Annotated in this window: 16 protein-coding genes; 1 reads left to right on the top strand and 15 read right to left on the bottom strand. The window is 60.3% G+C overall.

The genetic code is table 11. The features are described 5' to 3' along the window. Positions 1 to 34: 34 nt before the first annotated feature. The 12 genes from J3U88_RS23370 to J3U88_RS23315 all read right to left on the bottom strand — a co-directional run bounded on the left by J3U88_RS23370 (position 35) and on the right by J3U88_RS23315 (position 19,684). Positions 35 to 1,489 carry a hypothetical protein gene (locus J3U88_RS23370; RefSeq protein ID WP_207861413.1) on the bottom strand — a complete coding sequence of 485 codons (1,455 nt, stop codon included), beginning with the start codon at positions 1,487 to 1,489 and terminating at the stop codon, positions 35 to 37. Then, on the bottom strand, positions 1,489 to 2,946 hold the full coding sequence (locus J3U88_RS23365; protein ID WP_207861412.1) for a hypothetical protein: 1,458 nt from the start codon (positions 2,944 to 2,946) through the stop codon (positions 1,489 to 1,491). Before J3U88_RS23365 ends, J3U88_RS23370 begins: the two co-directional genes overlap by 1 nt. Before the next feature lie 4 nt (positions 2,947 to 2,950). Then, entirely contained in the window at positions 2,951 to 3,820 is an 870-nt protein-coding gene (locus tag J3U88_RS23360) for a hypothetical protein (protein WP_207861411.1), read from the bottom strand. Positions 3,821 to 3,999: 179 nt separating this feature from the next. Beyond that, entirely contained in the window at positions 4,000 to 7,482 is a 3,483-nt protein-coding gene (locus J3U88_RS23355) for a hypothetical protein (RefSeq protein WP_207861410.1), read from the bottom strand. Continuing rightward, positions 7,479 to 9,617: an AAA family ATPase gene (locus J3U88_RS23350; protein WP_207861409.1), complete on the bottom strand. Its 2,139-nt coding sequence runs from the start codon at positions 9,615 to 9,617 to the stop codon at positions 7,479 to 7,481. Before J3U88_RS23350 ends, J3U88_RS23355 begins: the two co-directional genes overlap by 4 nt. A 108-nt stretch (positions 9,618 to 9,725) precedes the next feature. Continuing rightward, the gene (locus J3U88_RS23345) at positions 9,726 to 11,156 is read right to left on the bottom strand and encodes a DUF4403 family protein (RefSeq protein ID WP_207861408.1); all 1,431 of its coding nucleotides are present in this window, start codon (positions 11,154 to 11,156) and stop codon (positions 9,726 to 9,728) included. Between the two features lie 94 nt (positions 11,157 to 11,250). Then, positions 11,251 to 13,014 (bottom strand): CHAT domain-containing protein, encoded by a 1,764-nt coding sequence (locus J3U88_RS23340; RefSeq protein WP_207861407.1) that lies wholly within the window; start codon positions 13,012 to 13,014, stop codon positions 11,251 to 11,253. 10 nt (positions 13,015 to 13,024) lie between these two features. Further along, positions 13,025 to 14,338 (bottom strand): hypothetical protein, encoded by a 1,314-nt coding sequence (locus J3U88_RS23335; protein ID WP_207861406.1) that lies wholly within the window; start codon positions 14,336 to 14,338, stop codon positions 13,025 to 13,027. A gap of 164 nt (positions 14,339 to 14,502) precedes the next feature. Beyond that, positions 14,503 to 15,006, bottom strand: a complete 504-nt coding sequence (locus J3U88_RS34750) for a hypothetical protein (RefSeq protein WP_207861405.1) — start codon at positions 15,004 to 15,006, stop codon at positions 14,503 to 14,505. Positions 15,007 to 15,170: 164 nt separating this feature from the next. Beyond that, entirely contained in the window at positions 15,171 to 18,197 is a 3,027-nt protein-coding gene (locus tag J3U88_RS23325; protein ID WP_207861404.1) for a CHAT domain-containing protein, read from the bottom strand. A 21-nt stretch (positions 18,198 to 18,218) separates the two neighbouring features. After that, entirely contained in the window at positions 18,219 to 19,043 is an 825-nt protein-coding gene (locus J3U88_RS23320) for a zf-HC2 domain-containing protein (protein WP_207861403.1), read from the bottom strand. Positions 19,044 to 19,063: 20 nt separating this feature from the next. Then, positions 19,064 to 19,684 (bottom strand): sigma-70 family RNA polymerase sigma factor, encoded by a 621-nt coding sequence (locus J3U88_RS23315; protein ID WP_207861402.1) that lies wholly within the window; start codon positions 19,682 to 19,684, stop codon positions 19,064 to 19,066. A 390-nt stretch (positions 19,685 to 20,074) separates the two neighbouring features. Between J3U88_RS23315 and J3U88_RS23310 the strand changes: the two genes are divergently transcribed. Next, positions 20,075 to 20,710 (top strand): GNAT family N-acetyltransferase, encoded by a 636-nt coding sequence (locus J3U88_RS23310; RefSeq protein WP_207861401.1) that lies wholly within the window; start codon positions 20,075 to 20,077, stop codon positions 20,708 to 20,710. A 438-nt stretch (positions 20,711 to 21,148) separates the two neighbouring features. On the opposite strand, the gene J3U88_RS23305 is transcribed toward J3U88_RS23310, so the two are convergent. Genes J3U88_RS23305 through J3U88_RS23295 form a run of 3 tightly spaced genes read right to left on the bottom strand, consistent with a single transcriptional unit; the run spans position 21,149 to position 23,857 of the window. After that, positions 21,149 to 21,382, bottom strand: a complete 234-nt coding sequence (locus tag J3U88_RS23305) for a hypothetical protein (protein ID WP_207861400.1) — start codon at positions 21,380 to 21,382, stop codon at positions 21,149 to 21,151. Continuing rightward, positions 21,369 to 22,106, bottom strand: coding sequence for an HNH endonuclease (locus tag J3U88_RS23300; RefSeq protein WP_207861399.1), 738 nt, complete (start codon positions 22,104 to 22,106; stop codon positions 21,369 to 21,371). Before J3U88_RS23300 ends, J3U88_RS23305 begins: the two co-directional genes overlap by 14 nt. A gap of 35 nt (positions 22,107 to 22,141) precedes the next feature. Then, on the bottom strand, positions 22,142 to 23,857 hold the full coding sequence (locus tag J3U88_RS23295) for an AAA family ATPase (RefSeq protein WP_207861398.1): 1,716 nt from the start codon (positions 23,855 to 23,857) through the stop codon (positions 22,142 to 22,144). Positions 23,858 to 23,895: the final 38 nt, after the last annotated feature.

Raw genomic sequence — 23,895 nt, 5'->3', positions numbered from 1 at the left:
TGAGGCAAGATGCGGGTCATGCCCCACCGCGGGCTTATCCCAGGGTGAAATGGATTTGGTCCAGGCGTGCCGGCTCGGCGTCCAAGCGGGCGGTGCCGCCTGGCTGGAAACAGGTACCCCGTGGAAACAGCAGCTGATAAAAGCTCAGGTCGACGGCGCATGGGTCGCGGTAACGCACCCGCGCCTCTCCGGGTTGGTAATCGATGAACCAGTGCCATGTCGCGGCCTGTTCGTCGAGGTGATCCATGAGGGTGAAGTTGCGTTTCAACATGGCCGGCAATAACGCCAACAACAGGTTGCGGCGGGTCTCGTCGTCGGGGTCGCCGGTTTGCCACAGGCGGCGCAGGAACAGGAGGTCGGCCAGGTCGTGGTCGGGCGGTTGGCCCGCCGGTCCCGCGGCCGGGTGCAACACCGCTTGGGACAACGTATTGTCAGGGTCCCGCCAGGCGTCCGCCAGGGCGCGGTACTTTTGGAAGGTGCCGGTTTCTCTTTGACCTTGGTTGCGGTAGCCTCGCGGTGCTTGGTCCGACCAATTCCCCTTTCCCGCGGCGGGGACCACCGCGTCCACGGCCCCGCGGATGTCGTCCGCGAGCCTGCACCAGAGTAACCGCGCGGCGGGGTCGCCCGGCATCGCGTCGGGATCTTTCAACAAGCGGCGTCGCCACGCGGCTCCTGGCAGCTCGGCGGCCTGTTCGGGCAGGAACAGCACCGCTTCGCTGAGCTTGGTGTTCCGGCGGTGGCCCAACCTAGCGCCGTCCAGCAGCAGATCGCGCCACGCGGGCCGGTCCGCCAGGCGCCACAGGGCAACCGCGAGGCTCGGCCCCGTTTTCAGGAACACCTTATCCATGGCGCGGCGCAGCCGTCGATAGCGCGGGGCAAACCAGGTGTCCTCGTATTCGCATCGCATGGGGGGCAACATCACCAGGTCGTCCGGCGCTTGCGCCCCCTCCATGCGGTTGAGCAGGTTGATGACACTGTCGGCGTCGCCGCCAAACAGCAAGGGATCGTAGAAAAGGGGATGCTTCCCCACGCCCTCGGTTTGAATCGGACGGGAGCCCGGTTGCGCGCCCGGCGCCCTGTGGGTCAGGGTCAGCTGCAGCAGGTGGTGGGCGAGGGTGTCGTGGGGGGGACCCATGTCCTCGTGGGCGTTGAAGCGTGTGATTTCCAAGAAATGTCCCTGGAATTCAAAAACCTTGCCGTGGCACCGGTTCCGTTGCGCACCGGACAAATCGCTGATGGCCAAGGTCGGGTTCGGCACGACGGCGAGGTGGTCAAACAGTTGCCGGGGCCTGTTGCAAAAAAGGAGCGGCCCTCGGTCGTCGAAATCAAGCTGGATGGGCGCGCGACCCAGCCAGCGCGGCTCGCCGCGACCGGGTGGGTCTTCCGACAAACACTGGAGCGTCCCGTTTTGTTGCGCATCCGTTAAGAGCCGGTTGAGGCTGTCCCCAATCTGGTCGCGGGTGATAAACAGCGGAACCCAATAATTCATCAGGGACCTCCAACTTTAAAATCGGAACCGGAAAGTTCGGCCTCGGCTTGCGCGCCTTTGAGGGACAGGCCGCCGCGCCCCTCCAGGCTGAGGTTTTCCCCTTTGACCGAGATCGTGCTTTCACCGGTCAGGTCCAACGCGCTTTTGACGGCCACCGCGCCCAACTGCTCGGCCGTGACCTCGGCCAGCGAGAGGGTTGTGGCTTGCGTCAGCGACAGCGAGGGCGCCGCGTGGCCGGCGGCCTCCTCGCGGACATTGCCGAGCACCACCGGGGCCTCATCCAGGCGGCCGGAATGGAAGACCGCGACGGTGGTGCCCACGGCGGGTACCAGGTGCAACCCGCCACGCCCGTCCTCACCCGACGTCGGGCACAGCAGGCGGGCACGCAACTGATCCCCGTGGGCACGTGCTTCAAAGCCGGCGAGCCGGACACCTAACCAGGGTTCGCGCCCATCGTTTTCGGTCACCGTCCCCAGCCGGCACCAGCTTTGATGGGCCGTGGGTTGGGTGAAGTCCGCCGCGCCCGACAGCAAGTGGATGTGGCTGCGCCGGCGCAAATGGGTGCCGCCGTCGGCGGGGGTCAAGCGGTCCTCCAGCGCGACCACAAAGGCGTCCTCGTGGAACCGCGGTAGGTTGAGGTCGAACCAGGTTTGCCAGCGGTCGGCGTCGAACTCGGGATGTTCGCGCGTTACCACGTATTCGGGCAAGCCGATGCGATCCAGGTAATGCACCGCGGTCGGTGGTCGGTGCGCGGGGAAGTGCCGGCGTTCCAAGGTTTCGGGTTCCGCGGCGGGCAAGCTTCTGCCTTGAAAAAACGCGCGGCATGCCGCGACATCACCTGGCAGCAAGGTGTAGGGCAAAACGGCGGTGCTGCTGCAGGTTCCGGTCAGGACCAGGCCGGGGACGCCGGGGCCGCGCCGTTCCGGGGCAATCAAGCGGCGCAAGAAGGCCGCGTCGCTTTCCCCGTCTTGAACGAGGTCACCGGCGAGTTCGATGTTGGCGGGCAGGTTGTTTTCCAGGTCGGCCGGTAATTCGGCCACGTGGGTGAAGGCGCGTAGCAGGCCGGCATAGGTTTGCTTGGCGTGCACGCGGTAGCGCGGCCGGTGGGGCGACGGTGTGTCGCCCCCCGATGCTTGCAACACCGTTCCCAGCAGCTGAAAACACAAACCCTCGGGATGGTGGGTTTCCGTGATCGATTGAATCGGATAAAAGGGGGTGAGCTGTTGCGCCGCCCCGCCCGCGGGTTGCCAAAAGGCGCCGAGCGATAGGGCGACGCCCGCGGCGAGGTGATCCAACAGCGCGTGTCGGCCCTCCTGGTCGCGGTGTGAGGCCCGACCCAGGTCGGTCGTCGCCCAATGCACAAGCGGTTCGGCAAAACGGCGACGGGTCACCCATTCCAGCCCTTCCAACTCAGGCAAAGGCGCCCCGTCGCCTTGCAGGCGAAAAAACAAACTCATGGCGTTACACCATCGCCAAATCGCGGTAGACCTCGCGGAAAACGAAGGTTGCGGTTTCGACGGTGTCTTTGCCTTTACTCGGTGGTAAGCCGCGTGCGCCGACGAAGCTCAAAAGGTCGCGGTGGGAATAGTAGGGAACCTGAAGCGCGGCCTGGGCCGGGTGCGCGTTTTCCGTCAGCGTGGTGAGGGTGGGCGATGGGTAGTCGAGGAACAGGCCGAACGACTCATCGATGAAGGCGTGTTCCAGGGTCCTGGGATCCAGATCAACGGTGTTTGAGGATAAGGAGATGGTGAAGGGTCTAAAGGGATCTTGGCTGACAACTTCTTGGTCGTTGGCTTCGATGATGCGTTCCAGGAGTGAATTCGATTCATCGCGCAGGGTGGCGAGCCGCATGACGGTTGAAAAATAACTGCCGTTCATTAGTTGGTAGGCAAGCAGCCGTTTCGGCAAGGTACCTTCCAATTTGAAGTTGTAGTCATCGTTGAGTGGGCCCAATTCTGGTTGGTTGTCGGCGCTGTTTTTGAGCTGGGCGGGTAGGGCGTGGCGGCTGGTGAGTTGGTCGTCGTATTTAAAACACACCAGGCGCATGCGTTCGCGGTAGTTGATTATGGTTTCCACCGAATACAAATCAATATCTTTAAATGTGTAACTGCGTTGGTTACCGACAATGTCAAGGGTACCGCGCCGCATTTTGGTGCCAGGTGCAATGGGGGAAGTGATGGTACTTTGGGCTTCGATGCGATCCACCAGATAGACATAGTAGTGGCCTTGGTAACTTTGTCCAGGTGTCATACAAAAAGAGATACGGTATCCCGGAATGTTTTGAAAGGTGAAGGTATCGTCGGCGACTCTAAATTCAGCAGTAATGGCCATAGTGTGGTTCCTCCATGGAAGGTTGTGATCGTTAAACCAAGGGGTTACCGGACGAAGCAACACGATAGAACGCGTGCCTCGTGCTTGGGCAACCGATTATTTGAACCTGTGTGGTACGGGTGAGAGGTCGCTACGCGCCGATCACCGCCGCGTTTCAGTTTCGAAACGCTTGGGAAAGGTTATGGTTCGTCGTTGAGCAACAAGGGCAGGGTTTTTTGAAGCCACTGTACGTTTTTGAACGACAAACGCGTTGTTTGATTGATGTTGAGCGGGGTTTTGTGGTCCGAGGCGGCGACCAGGGTTTCGAGTCGGTAGGCGGGTTGGCCTTCCGGCAAGGCGGGGTTTTCACCCAACCCGAACACCCGGCCGTTGCCGTTGGGCAGCATGCGGTCGAGCAGGGTGTTGGCGTTGAAGTAATCTCCATTGAGCGGGTTCTCTTCGATAAACAAAAAGTTAAAAAGCGTTTCCGGCTGGAAGGGCTGCGCACCGCCGTGGCTTGCCGCCGCCCCGGCGAGGAGCGCGGTGAGGTAGCCGTAATAGTCGATTTCAAAGCGGGCTTGCTCGGGTGGTCCCCAAAACACGTTGCTCAGGTAGGCGCGCATTTCGGCCGCACCGACGCCGAGCACGTGGAATCGATCCACGCCTTTCTCGTTGATATTCTTTAGCTTGAAGTTCTGGGCTTGCGGCCGCAGAAAGTGGGCGGCGAGCAGGTAACCCGCGGGCAGGTGGCTGGGCATGGTGTCCGTGGGCGGGTTTAGGTGCGGGGAGGGGCCGACGATGGTCACCGGTGCCAGGCTTTGGTTTGTTTTCTTCGCCAGTTCCTTACCTTGAGCGTGCCAATTTTCCAGGGGCGCGGTGAGCAACATGGGCGGCAGGACTACGCGGAAGTTACCCCGTCTGAGGGGGAAGGTTGCCAATGTGTCCAAAAACGCTTTTTTGTCCTCGGCATCGTCTTTAAAGGCGGTGTTGGTGAGGTACACCAGGCCGGGACCCATAAACGACGAGGCGGTGCCCGCGGCGCAGAGGGATTGGCAGCGCATGCCGCCCTCGGCGTTCTCGTTTGGGTCAAGGTTTTCGGTGCGAAGCCACGTGAGAAATTCCTGGGCGTCGCCGTTGATCACCACGATCTCGGCGTCGGGATCCTCGGCCGTTTTTTCCAGCAGGTAACGCATACCCTGCAATTCACACACGAAATTACGGATATTGGACAGGCCTTCTATTTCCAGAGCTTTGAGTAACGCTTCTAAGTTGCCGAGGTCGAAGGTACCGTCGTCGAAATATTCGGTGATCGATTTTTCGCGCATAAAATCGGCCGGGTTGGGATAACGCACCAAGTCGATGATCATGCGGTACAAATGGCTGTAGGTTTGGCCTAGGCGCAATTCGTCCGCAAACAGCCGCATCATGCGCATCAGGGTCATGCGGTCGACTTGGGCGCGGAAATCGGCTTTGTCGGGGTTGGCGATGTACCGGGTGTAGATCAGGTTAAAACACTGTTCCGCGATGCGCAGATCGCGGGCGAGTTTGCTTGCCTTCAGATCGGGTTCCTTTTCCATCTCGGCCAGGACCCTGTCTGGGAACGCTTCCGCGGGTGTTTCAGGGTGGTTTGCCAGCATTTGCGCGGTTAAATCGGTGACCCGTTTTAGCAGACCGGTTTCCCCGAGTTCCTCCTGATCCGCATCCGTTTTGGATGTGGCCTCGGCAGCCACGTCTTCCTGGGTTTGATCGGCGTCCGTTTGCGCCTCCGTGGCTTGCGTCGCCTTGGGTCCCTCCGCGGTCTGCGCCGCCGCGGGTTCGTTCTTTGTTTCGCCTTCTTGCGCGGATTCTTCCGCTTTTTGCTGCATGGCCGCCGATTGTTTCACCATGACCTTGACCGCTTCCTTTACCCGTGCGGACTCGGTCGGGGTGGTTTCCAAGAGGTTGTCATCGGAAAGGTCGTAAGAGAAGGTGGTCGAAATATCGCCGGCGCCGGGTTTGCCGGTTGCCCCTGGTGCCGCGGTTTCTTCCGGCATGGCATCCATCAGTTGCACGGCGTTACCGATGACGGTTAAACCGTCTTTAACTTGTTTCACCAATTCTTTATTTAAAAAGAAATGATTGATTAAATCCTGCAACACTGCTTTTTGGTGTTCCTCGGGATTGGTGATGCTACCTTTGTTGACCATTTTCGACAAACTTTTTGCGTGTTTATCGGCGATTTTTAACAAAAGTCGTTCGTTGTTTTGGGTTAACAGAATGGCGTTAAGGTAAACCGCGACAAGTTCGCCATTAAACAGATTGATGAGTTCCGCTTTTTTCAGGTTGGGTTCTAAAAACAATGCGGGGCACAAGGTGTCGATCATGAGGTTTTTGGCAACAGAGAAAAAGGCGTTTTGTGTGTCGGCGTCTTTTTTATCCAGGCCGGCAATGGTTTTTAACGCGTCAAGCGCATCGTCGTCGTTTTGGTATTGGGTAACCAAGGCCTTCATTTCCTCGGGCAGTTGCGCCTCTGCCTCGGTGTCGCCACCCACTGCAAGGATGATGTTTTTGAAATGGCGTTCCAGGTTTTCGCGATAGGCCTTGCGTTGTTCCGGTGAAGCGCGCGGCAGCGGCTTGGCCAGCCCGTATTTACCCGTTTTGATCGCGTCTTCCACCGCTTGGGTTCTTGCATAATCCCTGAGATGGGCCAGTTCCGGCATGTGGGTGTCTGACTTGTAGTGCGCCAGCAGCCAGTTCAGCACCATGGCGAGCAATACCTTGCTACGCAGAATTTGGCGCAACCCGTTAAACGCCTTGCGCGATTGGGCGAAGGTCTGGTGCAAATCAAAGCCTGTCTCGTCGGTTTGTTTTTCCAAATGCTTGCGTAACCACAGGCTTAGCGCGGTGCTGTTGATCATGGGTTCGGAATAGTTGGTAACTTTTTGGTTGCCTAGGGCTTCTCGCAGGGCACCGATTGCATCGGCCAGTTTGTGTTCATAGCCCTTTAACCTGGTACCGGTCAGATTGAGCCGTGTGCCGTCAAAGGGTTTGGTCTGATCCTCGCTGTAGAGGAAATTGAGCATTTCGCGGTGCAGGTTGGCCGGTAAAGGGCCGCCTTTTTCAAATCCCGGCCAGCCTCTTTTGCCGGCACACTGCACCAAAACCTCTACCAGCGCGGCTACCAGCTTGTGGTTGTGAACCTGGAAATGGGCGAAGGTCGCCAGGTAGGCGCGGATTTGCTCGAAAATCGATGCGCCCGCGTTGGTTTGTTTGCTCCCGAGAATGTCGTCTTGGTCGGTGCTGGGTTTGCAATCAGGCTTCAATTCGCCCTGTTCGTTGTTGGCGATGGCGCGTTGGTAGAAGTAATTGTTCGGGTCGATGCGCTGGCGGTTCCGCGGGTGATCCGAATCCGGCACCACCATTTCGACAAAGGGCTGATCGAGGCGTTCGGTGATGAGTTCCTCAATCGCCGGTTCCAGCATTTCCTCAAAAGTGCTGTATGAGATAGCGCCAATGTGTGCCGCGTCAAAATGGTCTTTAAGCCTGTCGTTTTCGAGGTTGCGATTGGTGAGCAGGTAGGTGATGGGCCCGCCGCCTTTGGCGCGTTTCTGGTTGAAACGACCAACCACAAACAAGCGCCGTTTCATGCGGACCAGGGCGTCCTCGTTGATGTTGTAGGTATTAAAAAAATCGCGAAGGGTCACGGTTGTTCCTCCTTTTGGTGGGTCAAGGTTTTGACGTGGGCCTGCATGGCGTCGAGTAAGCTTCGCTCCAGGCCGCGCGCCGAGCCGGGATGATTGGGATCCTCCGCGGCGTCGACCAGCGCGTCTAAGGTTTGCGGTTGGTGAAACTGTTCCGGCACCGGGGTTCGTGCCTGCGCCTGTTTGCGCGCGACCATGTCGGCCACGATGGCGCGGCGGGACGGGCGGCTCAGGGGTTGGAAATGCACCAGGCGATCCAGGCGATCAACCAGCGGGGCCTGCCAAATGCCGCCCATCGCCACCAACTTGCGGCGCAGGCTGTCGGCGTCTTGGTCGGCGTCGTCCTGTAACGCGTTGCTGGTGAGAATGATCAAACACTGCGAAAAATCGGTGGGGTTGCCCTGGCCGTCCTCGCCGAGCCCGTCCAAAAGGCTGATTAGCGGATACGCCAAACTGGGGTGGGCCTTCTCGAATTCGTCCAAAACCACCACCGCGTAGGGGCGCATGCGGATTTGGGTGTAGACGGTGTTGGTCGCGCCGTAACCCACGTACCCGGGACTGGCGCCCATAAACCGCGTGTGGGCGCCTTCGCCCTGGTATTCCGCCATGTTCTTGACGATGACCGCGCCACGCGCGTGCATCACCGCTTCCGCCAGGCTTTTGGCCAGCTCCGTTTTGCCGACACCCGGGGGACCCAGAAACAGAAAGCGGCCGCGGGGCCGGTTGCGCGGCAACCACCCAAACTCCTGCAGCAGCAACCAATCGGCGACGCAATCCACGGCATGATCCTGGCCGTGGATGCGTTGTTTCAGCCGTTTGGCCAAACCCGCGCCCACCCCTTGATCCAAGGGAATGCCGCTGCGTTGCTCGAAGGCCGCGCGGATGTCGGCGGCGCCAAGGGTTGTGTCCTCCGTTTCGCCCGCCAGCAATTGGAAAATGCGGTCCGCCAGCGTGTGCTTCACCAGTTGGAAGGCTTTGCGCGGCAAACGTTCATTGCGTTGGTAGGTCGTGGTCAGGTCCACCGCCTCGGCAAGGGCCGCCGGGTCCAGGGTGATGCCCGCCTCGCGCGCGCGCCGCGATCCTGCCGGATCGGCCGCGGTCAGGATGCGGATCGTCTCCTCGCGATCCGGTTCGGGGACGATGATTTTGGCGAACCGCGAATTCAGCGCCGGATCACCCGCGATGGCGCGGGTGTACTCCTTACCCGTGGACGAGCCGATACAGCGAAAGCGGCCTGCCGCCATTTGGGGTTTGAGGCTGTTGGTTACGGCCGTCATTCCGGGATCCTCGCCGTTGAGCAAGACGTGGATTTCATCGAAAAACGGAATCACGCGCGGGTTTTTCTCCAAAAACTGCAGCAGATCGCCAATGCGTTTTTCCAAGGCGCCGCGGTTTTCGGTACCCGCCATCAGGTCGTGGTGGGCAATCGCCACCAGGGTGACTTGATCCAATACCGATGGAATGAACGGCCGGGTTCCCGCTGCCAAATGCCAGGCCAGGCCGTAAACCAGCGTCGACTTGCCTACGCCGGGTTCGCCGACCAGAATCGTGCTTTCCTCGCCGCCGCACAGACTCGCCACCAACTGACGCAGCTCGCGCGCCATGCCGAACAAGGGATTGTGCGGCCAATAACCGCGGCGGGCCATCAGGGTTAAGTCCTGCCCGAAACCCAGCGGCTCGTAGGTAAAGTCGTTTTGGTGAACCGTCTCCGCCGCGCGGGGTAAAAAGTGGTCCACGGTCAGACCCAACTGCCGTAAACCCTGAACGCTTTGGGCCGCGTCGCCGCTGAACAGGGTTTCGTTTTTGAGCAAGGTGATCAGCAGCATGATCGGGGAAACCCGGTCCGCGCCGAAGGTGGCGCACCAGGCCAGCGAGGGCTGAATCAAACGCTGGATGTCGAAGGCGAAACCCGAGGTGCCCGCGGGCAAGGCCGCGATCTGGCGGGCCAGCAAGGCATGGGCTTGGGCGGCGGTGTTTTCGGGCAGGCGGCGCACCACCTCGCTGTCTGCTAGCAATTGATCCAACAGGTGCGCGAGATGCACGGCGCGTGTTTCTTTGCCGGCCCGGGCCGCGGCGGCCTCGAAGGCGTCGAGCAACGAGGGGGAAGTCTTTTCTTTTAAGAAGGTTGTCAGTTCCATGAGCGATTCCTGTATGCGGACGCACCTCGGGCGGGGCGGCGCGAAGCCGTCCTTGCGGGGGTGGTGTCGCCCCGTGTTCACGGGGCCGATGGGACGCTGGGTTTTGGGTTATTTGCGGGGGGTTAGTTCAAGGGTGGTCAGTTCGGCATCCAATTCGGCGGTTGCCGTCGCGGTGAGGTGCAGGGTTTTGGGTTGCAGCTCGAGCGCGGTTAACCGCAACACGGGGTTGAGCGGTTTGATGCGCAGGCCTAAGGTATTTTCGGCGGCGAGGTTGTTGATCGCGCTTTCGATTTTGGTCAAGTTGGGTTTCAAATCCTGGTTGAGGTATTCGGTGATCATGGGGGTGATCACCGCCTCCAGAAGCGGTGCGAACAGGTTGAGCCAACTTGCCCCGTCGGTACCGAGTTGGAGATCCACGGCGGTGTTGGCGAGGTAAAGCCTTTGGTCAACCGGGTTGAGTTGCGGGGTTCCGGTGATCACCGCGGTACCGTCCAGTTCCAGGACGCCCGGTAAGGTGGCGGCAAAGGGAAGGGTGGCGGTGAGCTGTTGGCGGCCCAGTTCGAGTTTGGCGTCGCGCAGCTTGATTTCGGCATCGCCTTGATAGAGCAGGTGGTCGACCGGCTGGGTGACGGTTTTACCGCGCAAATCGGCCGCGGCCAGGTTGAGTGCCGCCTCGGAAATCTCAAACGGGACCTTTAAGGCGAGGCGGCCCGCCTGGTAGGCTTGCTTTTCCAAACGCGGCAAAGGGCGTACCGGCAATGCCGCCGGTTTGGGACCGACCCGGGTTTCGCTGACCAACGCGGCGGTAATACCGAGATGATCGGGTTGAATCACCACGCCGCTGAAATGAAGGTTGCGCGGGATGATGTGGACGTAGGCGAAGGTTTCGCCCTGGGTTTTGAGCGGTACGGCGTGGTGGCGCCATAGCTTTTGCACGTTCTCGCGGATCAGCGCGCAGGTGAGCAAGCCGCTGATTTTCTGCTCCAACTTGCGCTTCTGTTTTTCGATCAGGTTACGCGTCACCCCTTCCACGGAAAGGGTGACACCGTCGATTAATTCGAAGTTCGGACCGCGGTTCCACCTGTGGTGAATATGGACGCTGACCCTGGGGCAGAGGTTGGGTTCCAAATCAACGCTGATATCGGCATGGGCGTCTAAGTGGCCGTCGATATTTTTCCGATGTAACCCGATGACTTTGGCAGCGTCGCCCTTCAAGCCGACGGTACCGGTGATGTTGATCGGCATGCTCACGCGGAGCTGCGTGTCGCTGAGTTGTGCCACCGTGGGTGGTGCCGTTCGTTCGGCCCGATAGGTGTAACGGACGGTGGCCGAGGCTTTAATAGGTCCTAGCCGCTTTTTGACGCGATGACTGCCGGAACCGGTTTCGGGTTCGGCGGTGATTTCGTTGAGGGCGGCCTGGAGTGTTGCCAACGGGAGCGTGAGCCGCACCCCAATCGTGCTCTGGGCAGGTGGCGCGGTCTGGGCCGCCGCGGGGAGGAGTAGCAAGCTTGCTGTCAAAACACCTAGGCTGGGTTTCATGGTGTGTTTCTCCTTGTTTCCGTTTTCTTAGACTGCATGGGGAACAGGGCGGGGGGTTCTGCTTCGTAGCCGAATTCCCAGTGAGCAATGGGGGTTAGCTTCCGCGCGCTGTTTGGTTTTTTCTCGGTGTGAAAAACACCGCGCGCAACATGCGCAGGTAAAACCAAAACACCAGCACTTCAAGGAGCACAATCGCCACGGGTTGGTAAAAAGGGAAAAATTGAACCTGGTCCTTTTCGCCAAAACTGCTTGCCCCGAAGACGAAGTAATTATCTGGATTGAAAACGTAGCTCGCCGGACGCCAGACAAAATGTTGCGCGCGCACGCCGATGGGGCTGGGTTGGGTTAATTTCCGATCATCCAATTTGTGGATGAAGGTGCTGCCGTTTTTCATTTTGTTAACGAAGTGGATTTGGCCGAGGGCGGGAAGCACCAGCACGACCAAAAACGAGACCGCCTGAAAAAGGCGTGCATCTTTATATGCGTAATTCCATTCGAGAGCGAACAGCGGCGGAAGCCGTGCATACCAGGGTTGGTTTCGATGGTTTTGAGCATAAAAAATCGTGAGCCACAGATGCCAAAGAAACAGGGGGATTCCCAGCAGCAGCCCGTAAATGGCGGCGGCGTAACTCCCTTTTTCCGTGAGGGGTAAATCGAGGCCCCAGCCCTGGGTTTTGCCGTAAATGGTAAAGGTCACATAGGCCAGGGCCAAACCGGTGAAGGTCCACAGCCGGTGGAAGGCGTGCCACGCGCGCTCCGATTGAAAACGTGGCGCGATGCGTCGGCTGAAGAGGATGGGGACACTCCAGCACAAGTTGAAGGTCTGGATACGGACCACCGCCCGACGGGCCGCGGTGACCGCTTCCTCCAGCGGCAGGCCTTGCGCCAAAGCGGCGTAAAAGGCCGCGCTCAGCCTAATCGCATGGTCGTCTTTGATGTTGTTTTTCATGCACAGCACATTGGGAAACCCGCGCCGAACCAGGGCCGAGGCAACGCTGTCTAACGGTTTTGCTTCCTGCGCGCCGGTTTTACACGCATCCAGGTAAACCAGGCTCAACTCGGGAAACGAAGCCAATTCGTGGGCGCATTCTTGTGCGCCGACATAATGTGGCCGGTTGCCTTCCCCTTCGAATACCAGCACACCCTGGCCCTTTACTACCCCGCCGTGGCCGATGAAATGCACCACGTTAAAGGGTTTGTCCGCTGCCTGGGCATCCTTGAGCGCGGTCAACATGGCCTCGAAGCTGCCGTTGGCGGCTTTTTGGATGTCAAGCTGTACCTTGGTTGTGTTCTGCGCGGCTTGAATGCCGTTCACCGCGCCCTTCAGATCAAGCGCGGTCAACTGCTCGGGACTCGCGCCCACGACCAGGATCCGCGGCGGCGTTGGGAAGCCGGGCGGGGTTGGTGCGCCGCGTTTCAGCATCAAGCGACGGGTGACCGAACCCCCGGTTTTTTCCAGGCACAGAAAGTTGCCGGTGACCGGATCCGCCAGCCATTCCCAAGGACACCGACGCAGTGTGTCATAGCCTTCCTCGTCCAAGGGATCAAACACCAAATCGAGATCGATGGCACAGCCTTGGCCGACGGCCGTTTCGTACAGTTCCTTCAGTCGGCCGTGAAACAAGGCGTGAAACAGTCGCGTCCCCCATTCCGCCGGCGGGGTTTTTCCCCCAATTGGGTTGAACTGGTTGTCTTCATAGTCACTGCTGATTTGGGTTAGTTGGGTTTCGTCGAAGGGAACGCGAAACAGGCCGCTTTGTTCCGCGTTGCCCACGCGCATGTGGATCCCGTAAACACCGGTATCCAAGGCGGCGACAAAATTCACCGTGATCAGTCGTTTGGCACGTCGTTGCGGCATGGGTTCCCCCCTAGGTTCGGGTTACGAAATTGCGGGCACGGGCGGCGGGATCGCCGAAGGTCAGGAAATAACGGGCGTCGATCAGGGCAAACCAGAGGTCGGATAATGCTTGGCGGTCCACCGGCAAACCCGCTGCTGCCGCGGCTTTGAGCCGGTCGTAATGGACCTGGATTTCGGCGTACCGCAGGCCGAAGGGTTCCGCCGCCCAGCCCACCGGGTACCCCGCGGCAAGGGCCGCGAGGAAGGAGCCGTAGGTTTGGCTGGTGCTGGTGTTGCCGCGCCAAAGGAAGGAATGCAGGTAGGCGCGGTCGACATGGGCGACCACCGCCGACCAGCCGCGGGTGAGCATGGCGTTGGGCAGCGCCGCCACAAAGGGATGTGCGGCAACCGGCGGCGCCTGGGGATTGAAGGCGTCGAACCGCCGCGTGCCGCCGGAGTGACACGCCAGCAACACGGCCACGGAGCCTGGCCGGGCCGTCCACGGCAACGCGGCCAAGTCCTCGGCCGCGAAACAGGCGGCACGGGGCACCCGGGCGCGGGTGTCTTCCCATTCGCAACCGATCAGACCGCCTTGGTAACGGGTTTGCGCGGGACCACCCACCGGCATTTGCATGCCGTGTCCCGCGGTCAGCAAGAGGTCGGGGCGTTGCTCGGAGCCGAGTAATTTGGCCAAGGCGGGCACCGTCGCCTCGGCACCAAACCAGGTCGCGCGGCGGCAATCCTCGGGCAGGGCCGCCGCGATCTCCTTGGGTAAGTCGCGGGCTAATTTGGTGGAAGTCGCCAAGGTGTTGGCCTCAAGGCCGTGGTTGGGCCCAAAAAAGGCCGCCAGCGCCGGCCCCGAACGGAACCGTTGTTCCGCTTCCACCATCTGTTGGGCATAGTGGGTGTAGTCGTCGTGGCAGGGGAAACACAAGCGTCCGACCCCGCGGCCCACCGCCAAGTCGGCTTGCACATCAAAGGATACGCTTTGCGGTGACGCTACCAGGAGCAGGTGGAAGGGGAGGTGTTTGGGTTGGGCCGGACCGGGGGCGGTGCCCATCCGGGTCAGGAACTGCTCGGCCGTTTCGCCCTGGTTGAGGGTGATTTCACGATAAAGATTCGTGTCCTCGCCCACCTGTTTCTTGCGCAATGCAAGCAGCGGCGCCAAGGCCTCGCGCACCCGCGGGCAGGTGTCGTGGCCAAAAACCACCGCCCAGCCGGTTTGCGCGAGTTGGTTGGGGTCGACGCCGAAAACAAGCGGTCGCGCGTTGGTCGTTGCGGCGCGGAGCACGGCGCCATGCCGCTTCTGCATCCCCGCGCCCGGATCCCGGGGCGGCTTGGCCATAACTGCCGCGAGTTCCTCAGCAGCGTAGGGGACCACCGTCTTCTGACGTTCTCGGTGCGTCCGGGGTTCCCTTAATATGTCGAAGATGCTGCTGTGCATCAGGGCCGCCTTAAGAAGGATGATGGGTAAGAAGTCTGTTTGCCGGGGTGTTCGCTTCGATGGGGTTAGGAAAAACCCGCCTGGGTGCCTAGGCCGGATTTTGGCTCTTGGCCGCCGCCGCTACCGGGACCGCCGCCGTCGCCGCCGTCGGCAAAACCCTCCTCGGTAGCTAAGCCGGGTTTGGGTTCCTGGCCGCCGCCGGTACCGGGACCGCCGCCGTCGCCGCCGTCGGCAAAACCCTCCTCGGTAGCTAAGCCGGGTTTGGGTTCCTGGCCGCCGCCGGTACCGGGACCGCCGCCGTCGCCGCCGTCGGCAAAACCCTCCTCGGTAGCTAAGCCGGGTTTGGGTTCCTGGCCGCCGCCGGTACCGGGACCGCCGCCGTCGCCGCCGTCGCGAAAACCACGAGGGCCGTCCAAACCGGGTTTGGGTTCCTGGCCGCCGCCGGTGCCGGTGCCGCCGCCTTCGCGGCCGTCGCGAAAACCACGGGGGCCGTCCAAACCGGGTTTGGGTTCCTGACCGCCGCCGGTGCCGCCGCCGCCGTCGTTGCTTGGGGTGTTGTTTTGCGTCATTTTTGCCTCCTCCGTCGTGGGTTCTTGGTGACAAGCCGGAATAAACCGCCTCTGGTTTTTTAGACGGGACCAGTGGCTGATTTGGGGAGCAAAAGGCTAAAAAAAAATGAGACAGCGAAAACGGGTCGGGTGACGGCTGATGGCAAGTGTTGTCATCTCAGTGGTTAACGCCAATCGCCGAGCAGCACAAACCCCGCCCAATAAAAGGGGGCCGAAAAGCGGGGCGTTTTGGCCGTTCGGATTTGCGCCGCCTGAAGCGCCGCCGCCGGACGTTTGCCTTTCACCAGCAGTTCCTCGTAGAAGTGGGTCATGAGCCGGGTCGTGGCGGCGTCGTTGACCGGCCATAAACTCACCAATAGCCGTTGTGCACCCGCTTCAAAGAAGGCGCCGCACAAACCGCTGGGTCCCGTGATCGAGGAGGCGACCCCGTCGAAGCCGCTGTGGCAGCTACTCAACACCACCAACTCGGCATTGAGGGGCGATTGTTTGATGACGGCCGCATCCAAATATCCCGGCCGGGCGCGGCCTTCGGCATCGTACAACGACAGCACGATGCCGGAAAAGGTGGGGTACCGTCCTGGCTGTAAGCCGTGGGTGGCGAAGTGGAGGAAGCGGAAATCGCGCGGCGGTAATTGGTGCCAACGGGTCAGGTTCGCCGCAAATCCTTCGAGGCGTGCATGATCGCTGTTGGGAACCAAAGCCGCGATGTTCGCGACCTCCCGCGCCGCGTGTTTGAGCGGGGCGAGCCGGCTTAAGCCCGTATGCTGCAGGATCGTCTCCAGCTCGGGGTTCGCCGGTTGCCAGGTCGATGTCGCCTTGGCTGCCGTCCCGCGCGGATCCATCGCGCCAAAAACGGGATCGCCCACAATCGCCAAGGTCCGTGGCGCCGGGGCACGGGTCGCCGCGCGGTTGCGGTACTGGGCCAGGGTTTGCAATGAGGCGAGTTGCACCGTGGCGAACCGTTCGACCAAGGGCGGTTCGCCGGCAGCCGGGGCGAGCACTTGGAAGGGAATCCTGGCCGAGGTTTCGTGACCCAGCACCGCGAGGTGACGCACGCCGGGCAGATGCTTGGCGACCGGCCCCAGCAGCAGCGCACCCAATTGGGCACGTCGGAGCGGCCAAGCCGCTTGCCATGCGGGGCCGCGCAAACTCTGGCGGGTCACCTTGACCAGCGCCGCGTCAATCGGTTGCAGCGGATAAAAATCGAGGCTGTTGTGGGTGAGCGCCCAGACAAAACCCCGGCTCGGCCCGTGAAAATACACCAACACCAAGACACCGGGATCCACCAACGCATGCCAATCCGCCGGCCCCAGGTTTTGTGGTTTGGCCGTGTTGGTTGGGGGGAGGCGTTCCATCACCGCCTCGCGTTGTCGGAGCAAGTCGCGAACTTGCGTGTGCAGGACCTCAAGGCGTTCGGCGTCCGCCGCGCGTTCGGCGTCGGTCATCGCCGCGCGTTGGGTGATCAAGCGGCTTCGGATCGCGGCCAGTTCGGCCGCTTGGGACGGTGGCAAAACCGACGCTGTCGCTTCGTTGCCGAACCCGGTTGCCAGGTTGCGCGCGCGAAACCCTTCCCAGAGTTGCAGGGCTTTGGCCGCGGCGCCGTCCTCGCGGCGATGGACGTGGCCGCGGGCGTAAAAGTCCAGGAGGTATTCAATATAAAAGGTTCGGGTTTCCAGCAGGGCGGTGCCCTGTTGATTGGTGCCCGTCGCGTCGGCCAGTTTCGTCAAATGTTCGGAGACGCGCGTGACCATTTCGGCCTCGTGGCGGTGTTGTCCCGTGGCCGCGAATGCTTTTCCCAGCAAAAAGTGGCAGTGCAGCAAGGCGTGTTGATCTCCCGCGCCGGCGACCACCGCGGCCGCCGCGCGCAACGGCGCCACGACACGTTCAGCGCGGCCTTGGTTGAGGTCTAACTCGCTGAGATTGATGGTGGTGCGTGCGCGGGCCAGATTCGCATCGCTTGGGTAAAGCGCCAGGGCTTGTTGGTAATGGTTCCGGGCCGTCGTCGCCTGCCCCTGCTCACGTGCCAGGGAACCCAGGCGATCCAAACAGGCCGCCTCGGCCTTGGGCGTCAAATGGATTGCGGCCAGTCGCCGCGCCTGGTTCAGGTGTTTTTGGGCCGTCGCCCAGTCCTTGCGCCGGTAGGCCAGCCATCCCGCATCCAGGTGGAGGCTGCACTGTCGGTCGGGGTCGGCGAGCGGTGCGAACAGGTCAACGGCCGCCTGGAGCACGTCGGCGGCATGGTCCAGCCGCCCGAGCAGTTGGTAGGTTCGCGCCGCATTTTGCAAGGTGTTGGCGTGTTCCCATGCTTGGTCCGTTTCGCGCCAGTGGTGCAGGGCTTGGTCGTAGGCGATCAGGGCGCGACGCAGCTCGCCTTGTTGGTGAAGGAACCAGCCGTGGTTGTTGGCGGCCCTTGCTTGGTGGGCGCTGGAACCGCTGAGCACCGCCGCGTCCATGGCTTCCGTATAGAAGATCTCGGCCTGTTTTCGCCGTCCCCGCGCGGCCTTGCTCGCTGCCGCCTTGAGACCGGCATCGCTTGCCATGGCCCAATCGCCCGCGTTGGCAAAGCAGGCGCGGGCCGCCAAAAGCGGGGCGTCGGCCGGTTCGCCGAGGGCCGTCAGGGCCGAGCCCTGTTCCAGGAGTGCGCAACCGCGTGGGTATACGTCGTCTGCATGATGCCAGGCCGCCGCCGCCGCCGCGTAAGCCGCCGCCGCGGCATCCAACGCGCCCGCGTCGCGGTGTGCCGGCGCCCGTGCGTAATGGCGCACCGCCGCGGCCCGTCGCGACAGGGCCGCATCGACCCGGCCAAGCCGCCGCACGGCGAGCAACACCGTGCCCGTGCCTTGTTGCGCGGGGTTCCAGGGTTGGATTTCCAAGCCGTAGGCGCCGTCTTCCGGCGCGATGAAGCTAAGGGGTTCGGGTCCTTGGTCGCGGTTGGGACTGTCTACCGTCAACAGCACCTGCCCGGTGGGATCGCGGAAACGGACGACCACGTCGATGCCGGCTTGAATCACTTGTGCGTCCAAGCCATCGCCCGCTTTGAGGGGTATGGACCAACGGGTGTTTTGCGCCACATCCAGCCGGATCCGGTCACCGTCCGCCAAGGTCAAGCTCGGCGGCGCGCCGAACAGCGAAGCATGCTGCCACCCGAAAACCGGCACAAACAACAAAAGGGGAAGTAGGTGCCGGTGCATCGGGTGACTCCAGCGGGGCGTTTAGCGTGCGCCCATGGGTTGCGGCGCGTTGGTTAACCTGAGTTGGTAGGTATCGAGGTGTTCAAAATCCGTCCCGTTGTAGCCGGCCAAGTGCAGCTCGTAGTCGCCCGCGGGAAACTGGGCGGGGGCGACCACCAAGGTGACAACGCCGATCTCGTGTAGTTGGAGCGGGGCGATTTCACCCAGGATTTGGTTCTCGCGAGTCCAGCGAATGCGGTAAGAAGGGTAGCGGGTCGGCTTGGTGGGAATGAGGTGGATGACCGCGGTTTCCAATTGACGCGAAAGGTGGGGAATGCCGTTGTCTTCGCCTCGAAAGGTCTCGCCGGAAAGCTGCAGGATCTGGTCGCCTGCCATCAGCGCAGGTGGCGGCGCCGGCCGCGCGCGACCGAACCAAAGCCCTAGCAAAAATGCAAGCGGTAAGGCCGCGGCGAGCGTGAGCCATGGTGCCCACGCGGCGGCGCCTTTCTTCCTCCGGGCCGTCTTATTCGCCCGTGTGCCGGTTTCTTCCGCCGCCGCGGGGTGCCGCGCGACGAAGGATTGCCACGCCGCTTCAATCGTCGCATCATCAATCGGCGGTGCTTCCGCGTCATGACCGGCGGCGCCGCGTAAATCCAAAACGATCCGCGTGCATTCGCGGCAGGTACGCAAATGGTCCTGAACTTGCCGGGCCCTTGCTTCGTCCAACCGCCCATCGCTGTACATCGCCAGCAGGCCCGCGTCGGGATGATCCTGTTCCGTCGCGACCTGCTGCTGGAAAAAGGCTTCTAGCAGTTGGTCCGATTGGGTTTCCGCTTCTTGGTTGGGGTGGATGTCTCGATAGGTCACGATGGGTTCTCACTCTTGGGTCAAGATGAAGGGCTGGTGGTTTTCGATGCGTTCACCATGGGGCGCGCTCTGGGATGGGTGAAGGCCGGCAATACCTTGCGTAGTTTGGTGCGACCGGTTCGCAGGCGATCCTTAACCGAACTTTCGGGCACCCCGGTTACCAAGGCGATTTCGCCATAACTCAATCCCTGCAGATAGCGAAAATACAAACAGTCGCGCTCTTCGCTGGGTAACTGGTCAAGGGCTTCTAAAAGGGACTTGTTGATTTCATCGGTCAGAAGTTGTTGTTCTTGTGACGGCGTTTCCGTGAGGAGCCGGTTTGGAGCATGTTCAACAGCCTGTTCCGTACCTTCCTTAATGCCTTCAAGCGGAACCATGGGCGCCAAGTCGTCGCGACGAAGGCGGCGCCGCAGGTTGTCAAGTGAGACCCTGGCCGCAATCGCCTGCAACCAAGTGGCGGCCTTGCTTTCGTGACGGAAATGGGACCAGTTCTTGAACGCCAGCAGGAAGGTTTCCTGGGCCAAATCCTCGGCCGAGTCGGGCTGATGTCCCTTGCTGTGGAGAAAATTGCGCACGGCGCGGTAGTAAGTTCGGTACAGCTCTTGAAAGGTTGAGGGGTTGTTGGGCGGATTTCGCGTCACGGCGGTAAAACCTTTTAGGATAACCAAGTTTCTAAAGGCGGGGAAAAGAGGCGAATTGATAGAGATTGTTACCAATGGGTTAAGGTGGCTTATCATAGCAAATAAGCTTGCCGAAGTTATCTTAAACAACGGCCCATGCCACGATGATGGTTCTTCCGTGAGGATCCACTTCCACGCACCTCCGTTGCAGTGAATCGGTGTGATCTGGGTCACTTTTTCGGCTTGCGGCTGAGGGGATTTGGCGCATGCCATGGTTTCTCCAAAGTTAACCCGTAACCTTCCCTTTACCCAGCCACCGGCGCGGTTGCAAATCACGAGGCCGGGCGACTTGCCCGTGGTCCATTCGGGGCCGCTGCCGCGCCGGGTGGCACAACGAATTTGGAGGCACCCATGACGGCCCCCCTTGCCACCACACCCACCGATCAGGCTGACCGGTTTTTTTCTTGGCTCCGCGCGGTCGGTGTGGTGTTGCCATCTTGCGCCATCAAGCAAAACCAACCCGGCGAACGCCTTCGCGTCGCCCACACCGCTTTAGCCGCCGCGGCCGCGGATCGCGATTGCGGCGCGGTGGCGCCCGAACGCCTGGCGCTGGTCCCCGTCACCCAACAACACTGGCCCACCTTGTGTCGCTTGCGCGTGCGACCCGAGCAGGAACCCTTCGTGCCGCCGCCACTGGCCGTGTTGCGCGCCCAAACCTTTGACCCCGCCAACCCATCCGACGTTTTTGCCATTGAATTGGACGGCCGACCTATCGGCATGTTCACCTCCAAACCACGGCGCCCTAACTTAGTCTGGTTCGCGCATTTCCTGGTGGACCAGTCCGTTCAAGGTCGCGGGATTGGTCGCTGGGCCTTCCAGTCCTACCTGAACATGTTGGCGCGTGCCGGATTCCGCGGTAATGTCGGCCTCAACGTCCACCGCGACAACCCCGCGGTGATCCAGTTTTACAGCGAGCAGGGTTTCTCATTCGATCCCACCAACGATGTCGGCGAACACCTGGGCATGCAGGTCACCCTCCCCGGTTGACCCCTTTCTTTTTTCCTGCTTGACCAGCAAGCAGCATTAGGTTTGCGTGGCGATTCGAATCGGAACGGCCAATGCCTCGCGAACCGCCTGGTAAACCTGAATGGTTTCGCCTGGGCCGACTTTTTGGCCTAAGACGCTCCCAAACCCAGACCACCCCTTTTTTCAGGGGTCCCCAAGAGCTGGGCGATTGCTTAGTGGCAAGCCCAAGTTGTGGCACCGGGCGGAGAAACCTCGGCCTTGGATCACGACGGCGCGGCGCTGGTACCCGTAGACCTGGCGCGAGTACCCGCTTCCCAAAAACTTTGGCCCGGCTTGGGTCCCTTGTGCGTGCGACCCGGCAGGAACTCTTGGTGCCGCCGCCTCTCCATTGCAGGGGTTTTCCCCGACAAAAGTTACCGTGAAAGGAACGGGATAGGCGGTTTTATGTTGTCGCCGCTTTTAGGGAACCTTGAGGTTGTCCAAGCGCGTGAGGTAACCCTTAATCTGCCGTTTGGCGTCTCCCGAGAGGTATTTCTCGATAAATTGCTTAACCAGGGCGTGCTTCGGATGGTGTCTTTGCAAATAAGCAAAGGGCCAACGCAGCCGCGCCAATGGGGTTTGGTACGTTGCATAAGCTTTGTCGCGACCCTCCGTAGCCGCGTAAAAGGCACGTTCTTTTTCAAGATGGGTCATTTGTTGGTTCAGCGTGTCGAGAAAAATGCCGAGATCTTGGTCTTCGTTGGGGATCAGGCTTGGTTCTATTTGGCTGAGAAGGTGGCAGCGGGCCGCTGTTGCCCTGCTCGCGTTTTTTTTCGAGCGATTCAAAAAGCTTGTCCACTGCTTTTTTTCGGTGTTTCAGCCATTCGGTTCGTCCCATGCCATGCAACCGAAGCTTGCTGATGGTAGCGGTTGCACGTGCCGCGCCGGGATGATTAGGGTTCACCTCTAGCAACAGGAACGGGAATGAATCGCAGAGTTTTAGGGTGACAAGATCCGGGGGAAAGGGTTCGCTGGGATCGAGGAGCAGCGGTTCTTCTTGGTCGATGTCGTCTCGGTTGGAAAAAGCGACGCGTTGAGCGGGATCAAGCAACGGGAAATAGGTACCTTTGGCTTTATTACACGTGTCGCACACCAGATAGAGGTTGGACCAATCGAATGCAAGCCAAAGGTAACCTTGATGGTCATCCTCTTCACCGGCTCTTTGGGGACGAAAGTGATCCACCGTCGTTGTCGGGCAGATGAGTTTTAGACCGACTTGACAGTAGGCGCAGAAAAGGCCTTGCCGTGCGATCAAAGCACCGCGCGCATTGTTTCCATTCCAGTGGTCCGGTGGGGTGGGCGGTTTACCTCCGCGGCCGTCTTTGTACCAAGAAATGATGTTTTCTTTGGCGTTGACAACCGCCCCATTGGTTTCCAAATTGGGTACCAGGCAGTCCAGTGGTGGTACCTTCATCATGGCTTGGTGGACGCCTTGTTGAACGCTTTGACTTGTTTGCGCCACCAAGCAAGACGCTCCTGAGCGGCGGCAGCATCCAATTCGGGGTATTGGGCTTGGTTCATGACCTCGGTTAACAGCTCAGGTGGAAGAACATCGGCTTCATTCGGCGTTTCTCCCTTGCTGATGCTGTCTTGGAAGCGATGGTAGGCCGCCAAAATTTCGCTCTCTGGGTTGGTGTCCATCAAGTGCCGAATGATTTGGTCCGGGGTAAATCCGATCACTTGGCGATCCAGCGGCGTTACCTGTCCTTCTTGGTTGAGCCAGGTTAACTCGTGTTGATCAAAACTTGCGATGACCAAGGGGGAATGGGTGGTGACAATCCATTGCACGCCGGGAAGCTGTTTGCGCAGTTGTGGCACGATGATGCGTTGTAATTTGGGGTGGAGGTGGAGGTCGATTTCGTCCAGCAGCACCAAGCCGCGAATCGATGCGAGTTCCTGGTTGGCAGCTTGTTTTGGTGCGACCCGACACCATTCGCGAACCAATCCGGTAAACCAAATCACCAGCGAACGCAGGCCGCTGGGCAGTTCCAATAGGGGTATTTCGCGATTATGTTGTTCAAACAAAAGTTGGTTGAACGGCGAAATGCCGGCCTTAATCTGAAAGGCCTCTGGAAGCAGGTTCAACATCTGCTGAAGGAGTGCGAGAAAATCGTTTCGATCAATACCTTTAAGGACTTGGACATCGTCCACGGGTGGTTCCAATGGGTCGAAAAGTGAGAGGTGGCGGCGGATTTCTTCGCCGAGTCGATCCTCCGGCTTCTTGTTTTCGCTGAAATCGCGGGTGGCGCCAAAGCCCATAAAAAGCGTGAGGGCGAGCTGGTCCCAGATTTGTTGCATGCCGTTTGCCGAGAGGGCGTCGCGCAAATCCAGGCCGTCGGGGTGAAGGTTGACCCTCAGTTGATGGGCCTTTCCCGTGCTCGTGTCGAGAACCTCTGCCGTGATCTGAGCTTTTTGCCCATTTCGGCATTTTCGCCCGATCAGTTTCGGGCCCAGCGCTTGTGCGCGTTCCGGGCCCAACAAACACAAGCTAACGGCCTCAAGAATGGAACTTTTACCCGCGCCGTTGATACCGGCGATACAATGCCAACGACCGCCCAGCGGTGAAGGGTGGTCAAACTCTAAGTGAAGCTGCTCAAAACATTTAAATTCTTTGAGGGTGAGCGATTTCAAGTAGTAAGGCTGTCCAACCCCATCAAGAGAAAGGTTTTCTTCGGCGCCTGGAGAACGGAGGTGGGATACCAGATCACTCCAAAATCGTTCCTGGAGCGGCTCTTCAAGCTCCGTGAGAAAGACGCCGGGTTGCGGCCAACGGAACTCACTGGGTTTTAGACCCGTGCCCGAGAAGGAAAAGGGAGCGATGGGGATGAAAATGATGGACTTGTTTGTTTGGTTGAACACACTTTCGCGGCAAGCACGAAGTTCTTGCGCCGGTTCATCTTTGGCTAAATAGTGGGTGCTGACGAGCACCAAAATAATATCGGCGTCTTCCATTGCCGCTGTATAGGCACGAAACCATGAGCCGCCTTGGTTTTTTGAGGGAATCGAAGCGGGCCGCGGCTTGATCCGAACACTTTGGTTTCTCACCAACGGCTTTAGCGCCCGCTCCAATGCGGCGTAATGCGTTCGGTCTCGGGCTGATCCCTGGTCGTAGGCGATGTACAATTTCATTGCGATGGTTGATCCTTCGCGGCTAGGGTTGTGTTCCG

The sequence above is a fragment of the Acanthopleuribacter pedis genome (assembly GCF_017377855.1).
GTDB classification, from domain to species: domain Bacteria; phylum Acidobacteriota; class Holophagae; order Acanthopleuribacterales; family Acanthopleuribacteraceae; genus Acanthopleuribacter; species Acanthopleuribacter pedis.
This window is presented reverse-complemented; position numbering and strand designations above follow the sequence as displayed.

Excerpts from the sequence above, each read along its gene's own strand:
- J3U88_RS23325 (WP_207861404.1), bottom strand. The coding sequence starts at position 18,197 with ATGCACCGGCACCTACTTCCCCTTTTGTTGTTTGTGCCGGTTTTCGGG.
- J3U88_RS34750 (WP_207861405.1), bottom strand. The coding sequence starts at position 15,006 with ATGACGCAAAACAACACCCCAAGCAACGACGGCGGCGGCGGCACCGGC.
- J3U88_RS23365 (WP_207861412.1), bottom strand. The coding sequence starts at position 2,946 with ATGAGTTTGTTTTTTCGCCTGCAAGGCGACGGGGCGCCTTTGCCTGAG.
- J3U88_RS23370 (WP_207861413.1), bottom strand. The coding sequence starts at position 1,489 with ATGAATTATTGGGTTCCGCTGTTTATCACCCGCGACCAGATTGGGGAC.
- J3U88_RS23295 (WP_207861398.1), bottom strand. The coding sequence starts at position 23,857 with ATGAAATTGTACATCGCCTACGACCAGGGATCAGCCCGAGACCGAACG.
- J3U88_RS23360 (WP_207861411.1), bottom strand. The coding sequence starts at position 3,820 with ATGGCCATTACTGCTGAATTTAGAGTCGCCGACGATACCTTCACCTTT.
- J3U88_RS23345 (WP_207861408.1), bottom strand. The coding sequence starts at position 11,156 with ATGAAACCCAGCCTAGGTGTTTTGACAGCAAGCTTGCTACTCCTCCCC.
- J3U88_RS23305 (WP_207861400.1), bottom strand. The coding sequence starts at position 21,382 with ATGACCCATCTTGAAAAAGAACGTGCCTTTTACGCGGCTACGGAGGGT.
- J3U88_RS23340 (WP_207861407.1), bottom strand. The coding sequence starts at position 13,014 with ATGCCGCAACGACGTGCCAAACGACTGATCACGGTGAATTTTGTCGCC.
- J3U88_RS23335 (WP_207861406.1), bottom strand. The coding sequence starts at position 14,338 with ATGGCCAAGCCGCCCCGGGATCCGGGCGCGGGGATGCAGAAGCGGCAT.
- J3U88_RS23310 (WP_207861401.1), top strand. The coding sequence starts at position 20,075 with ATGACGGCCCCCCTTGCCACCACACCCACCGATCAGGCTGACCGGTTT.
- J3U88_RS23350 (WP_207861409.1), bottom strand. The coding sequence starts at position 9,617 with ATGGAACTGACAACCTTCTTAAAAGAAAAGACTTCCCCCTCGTTGCTC.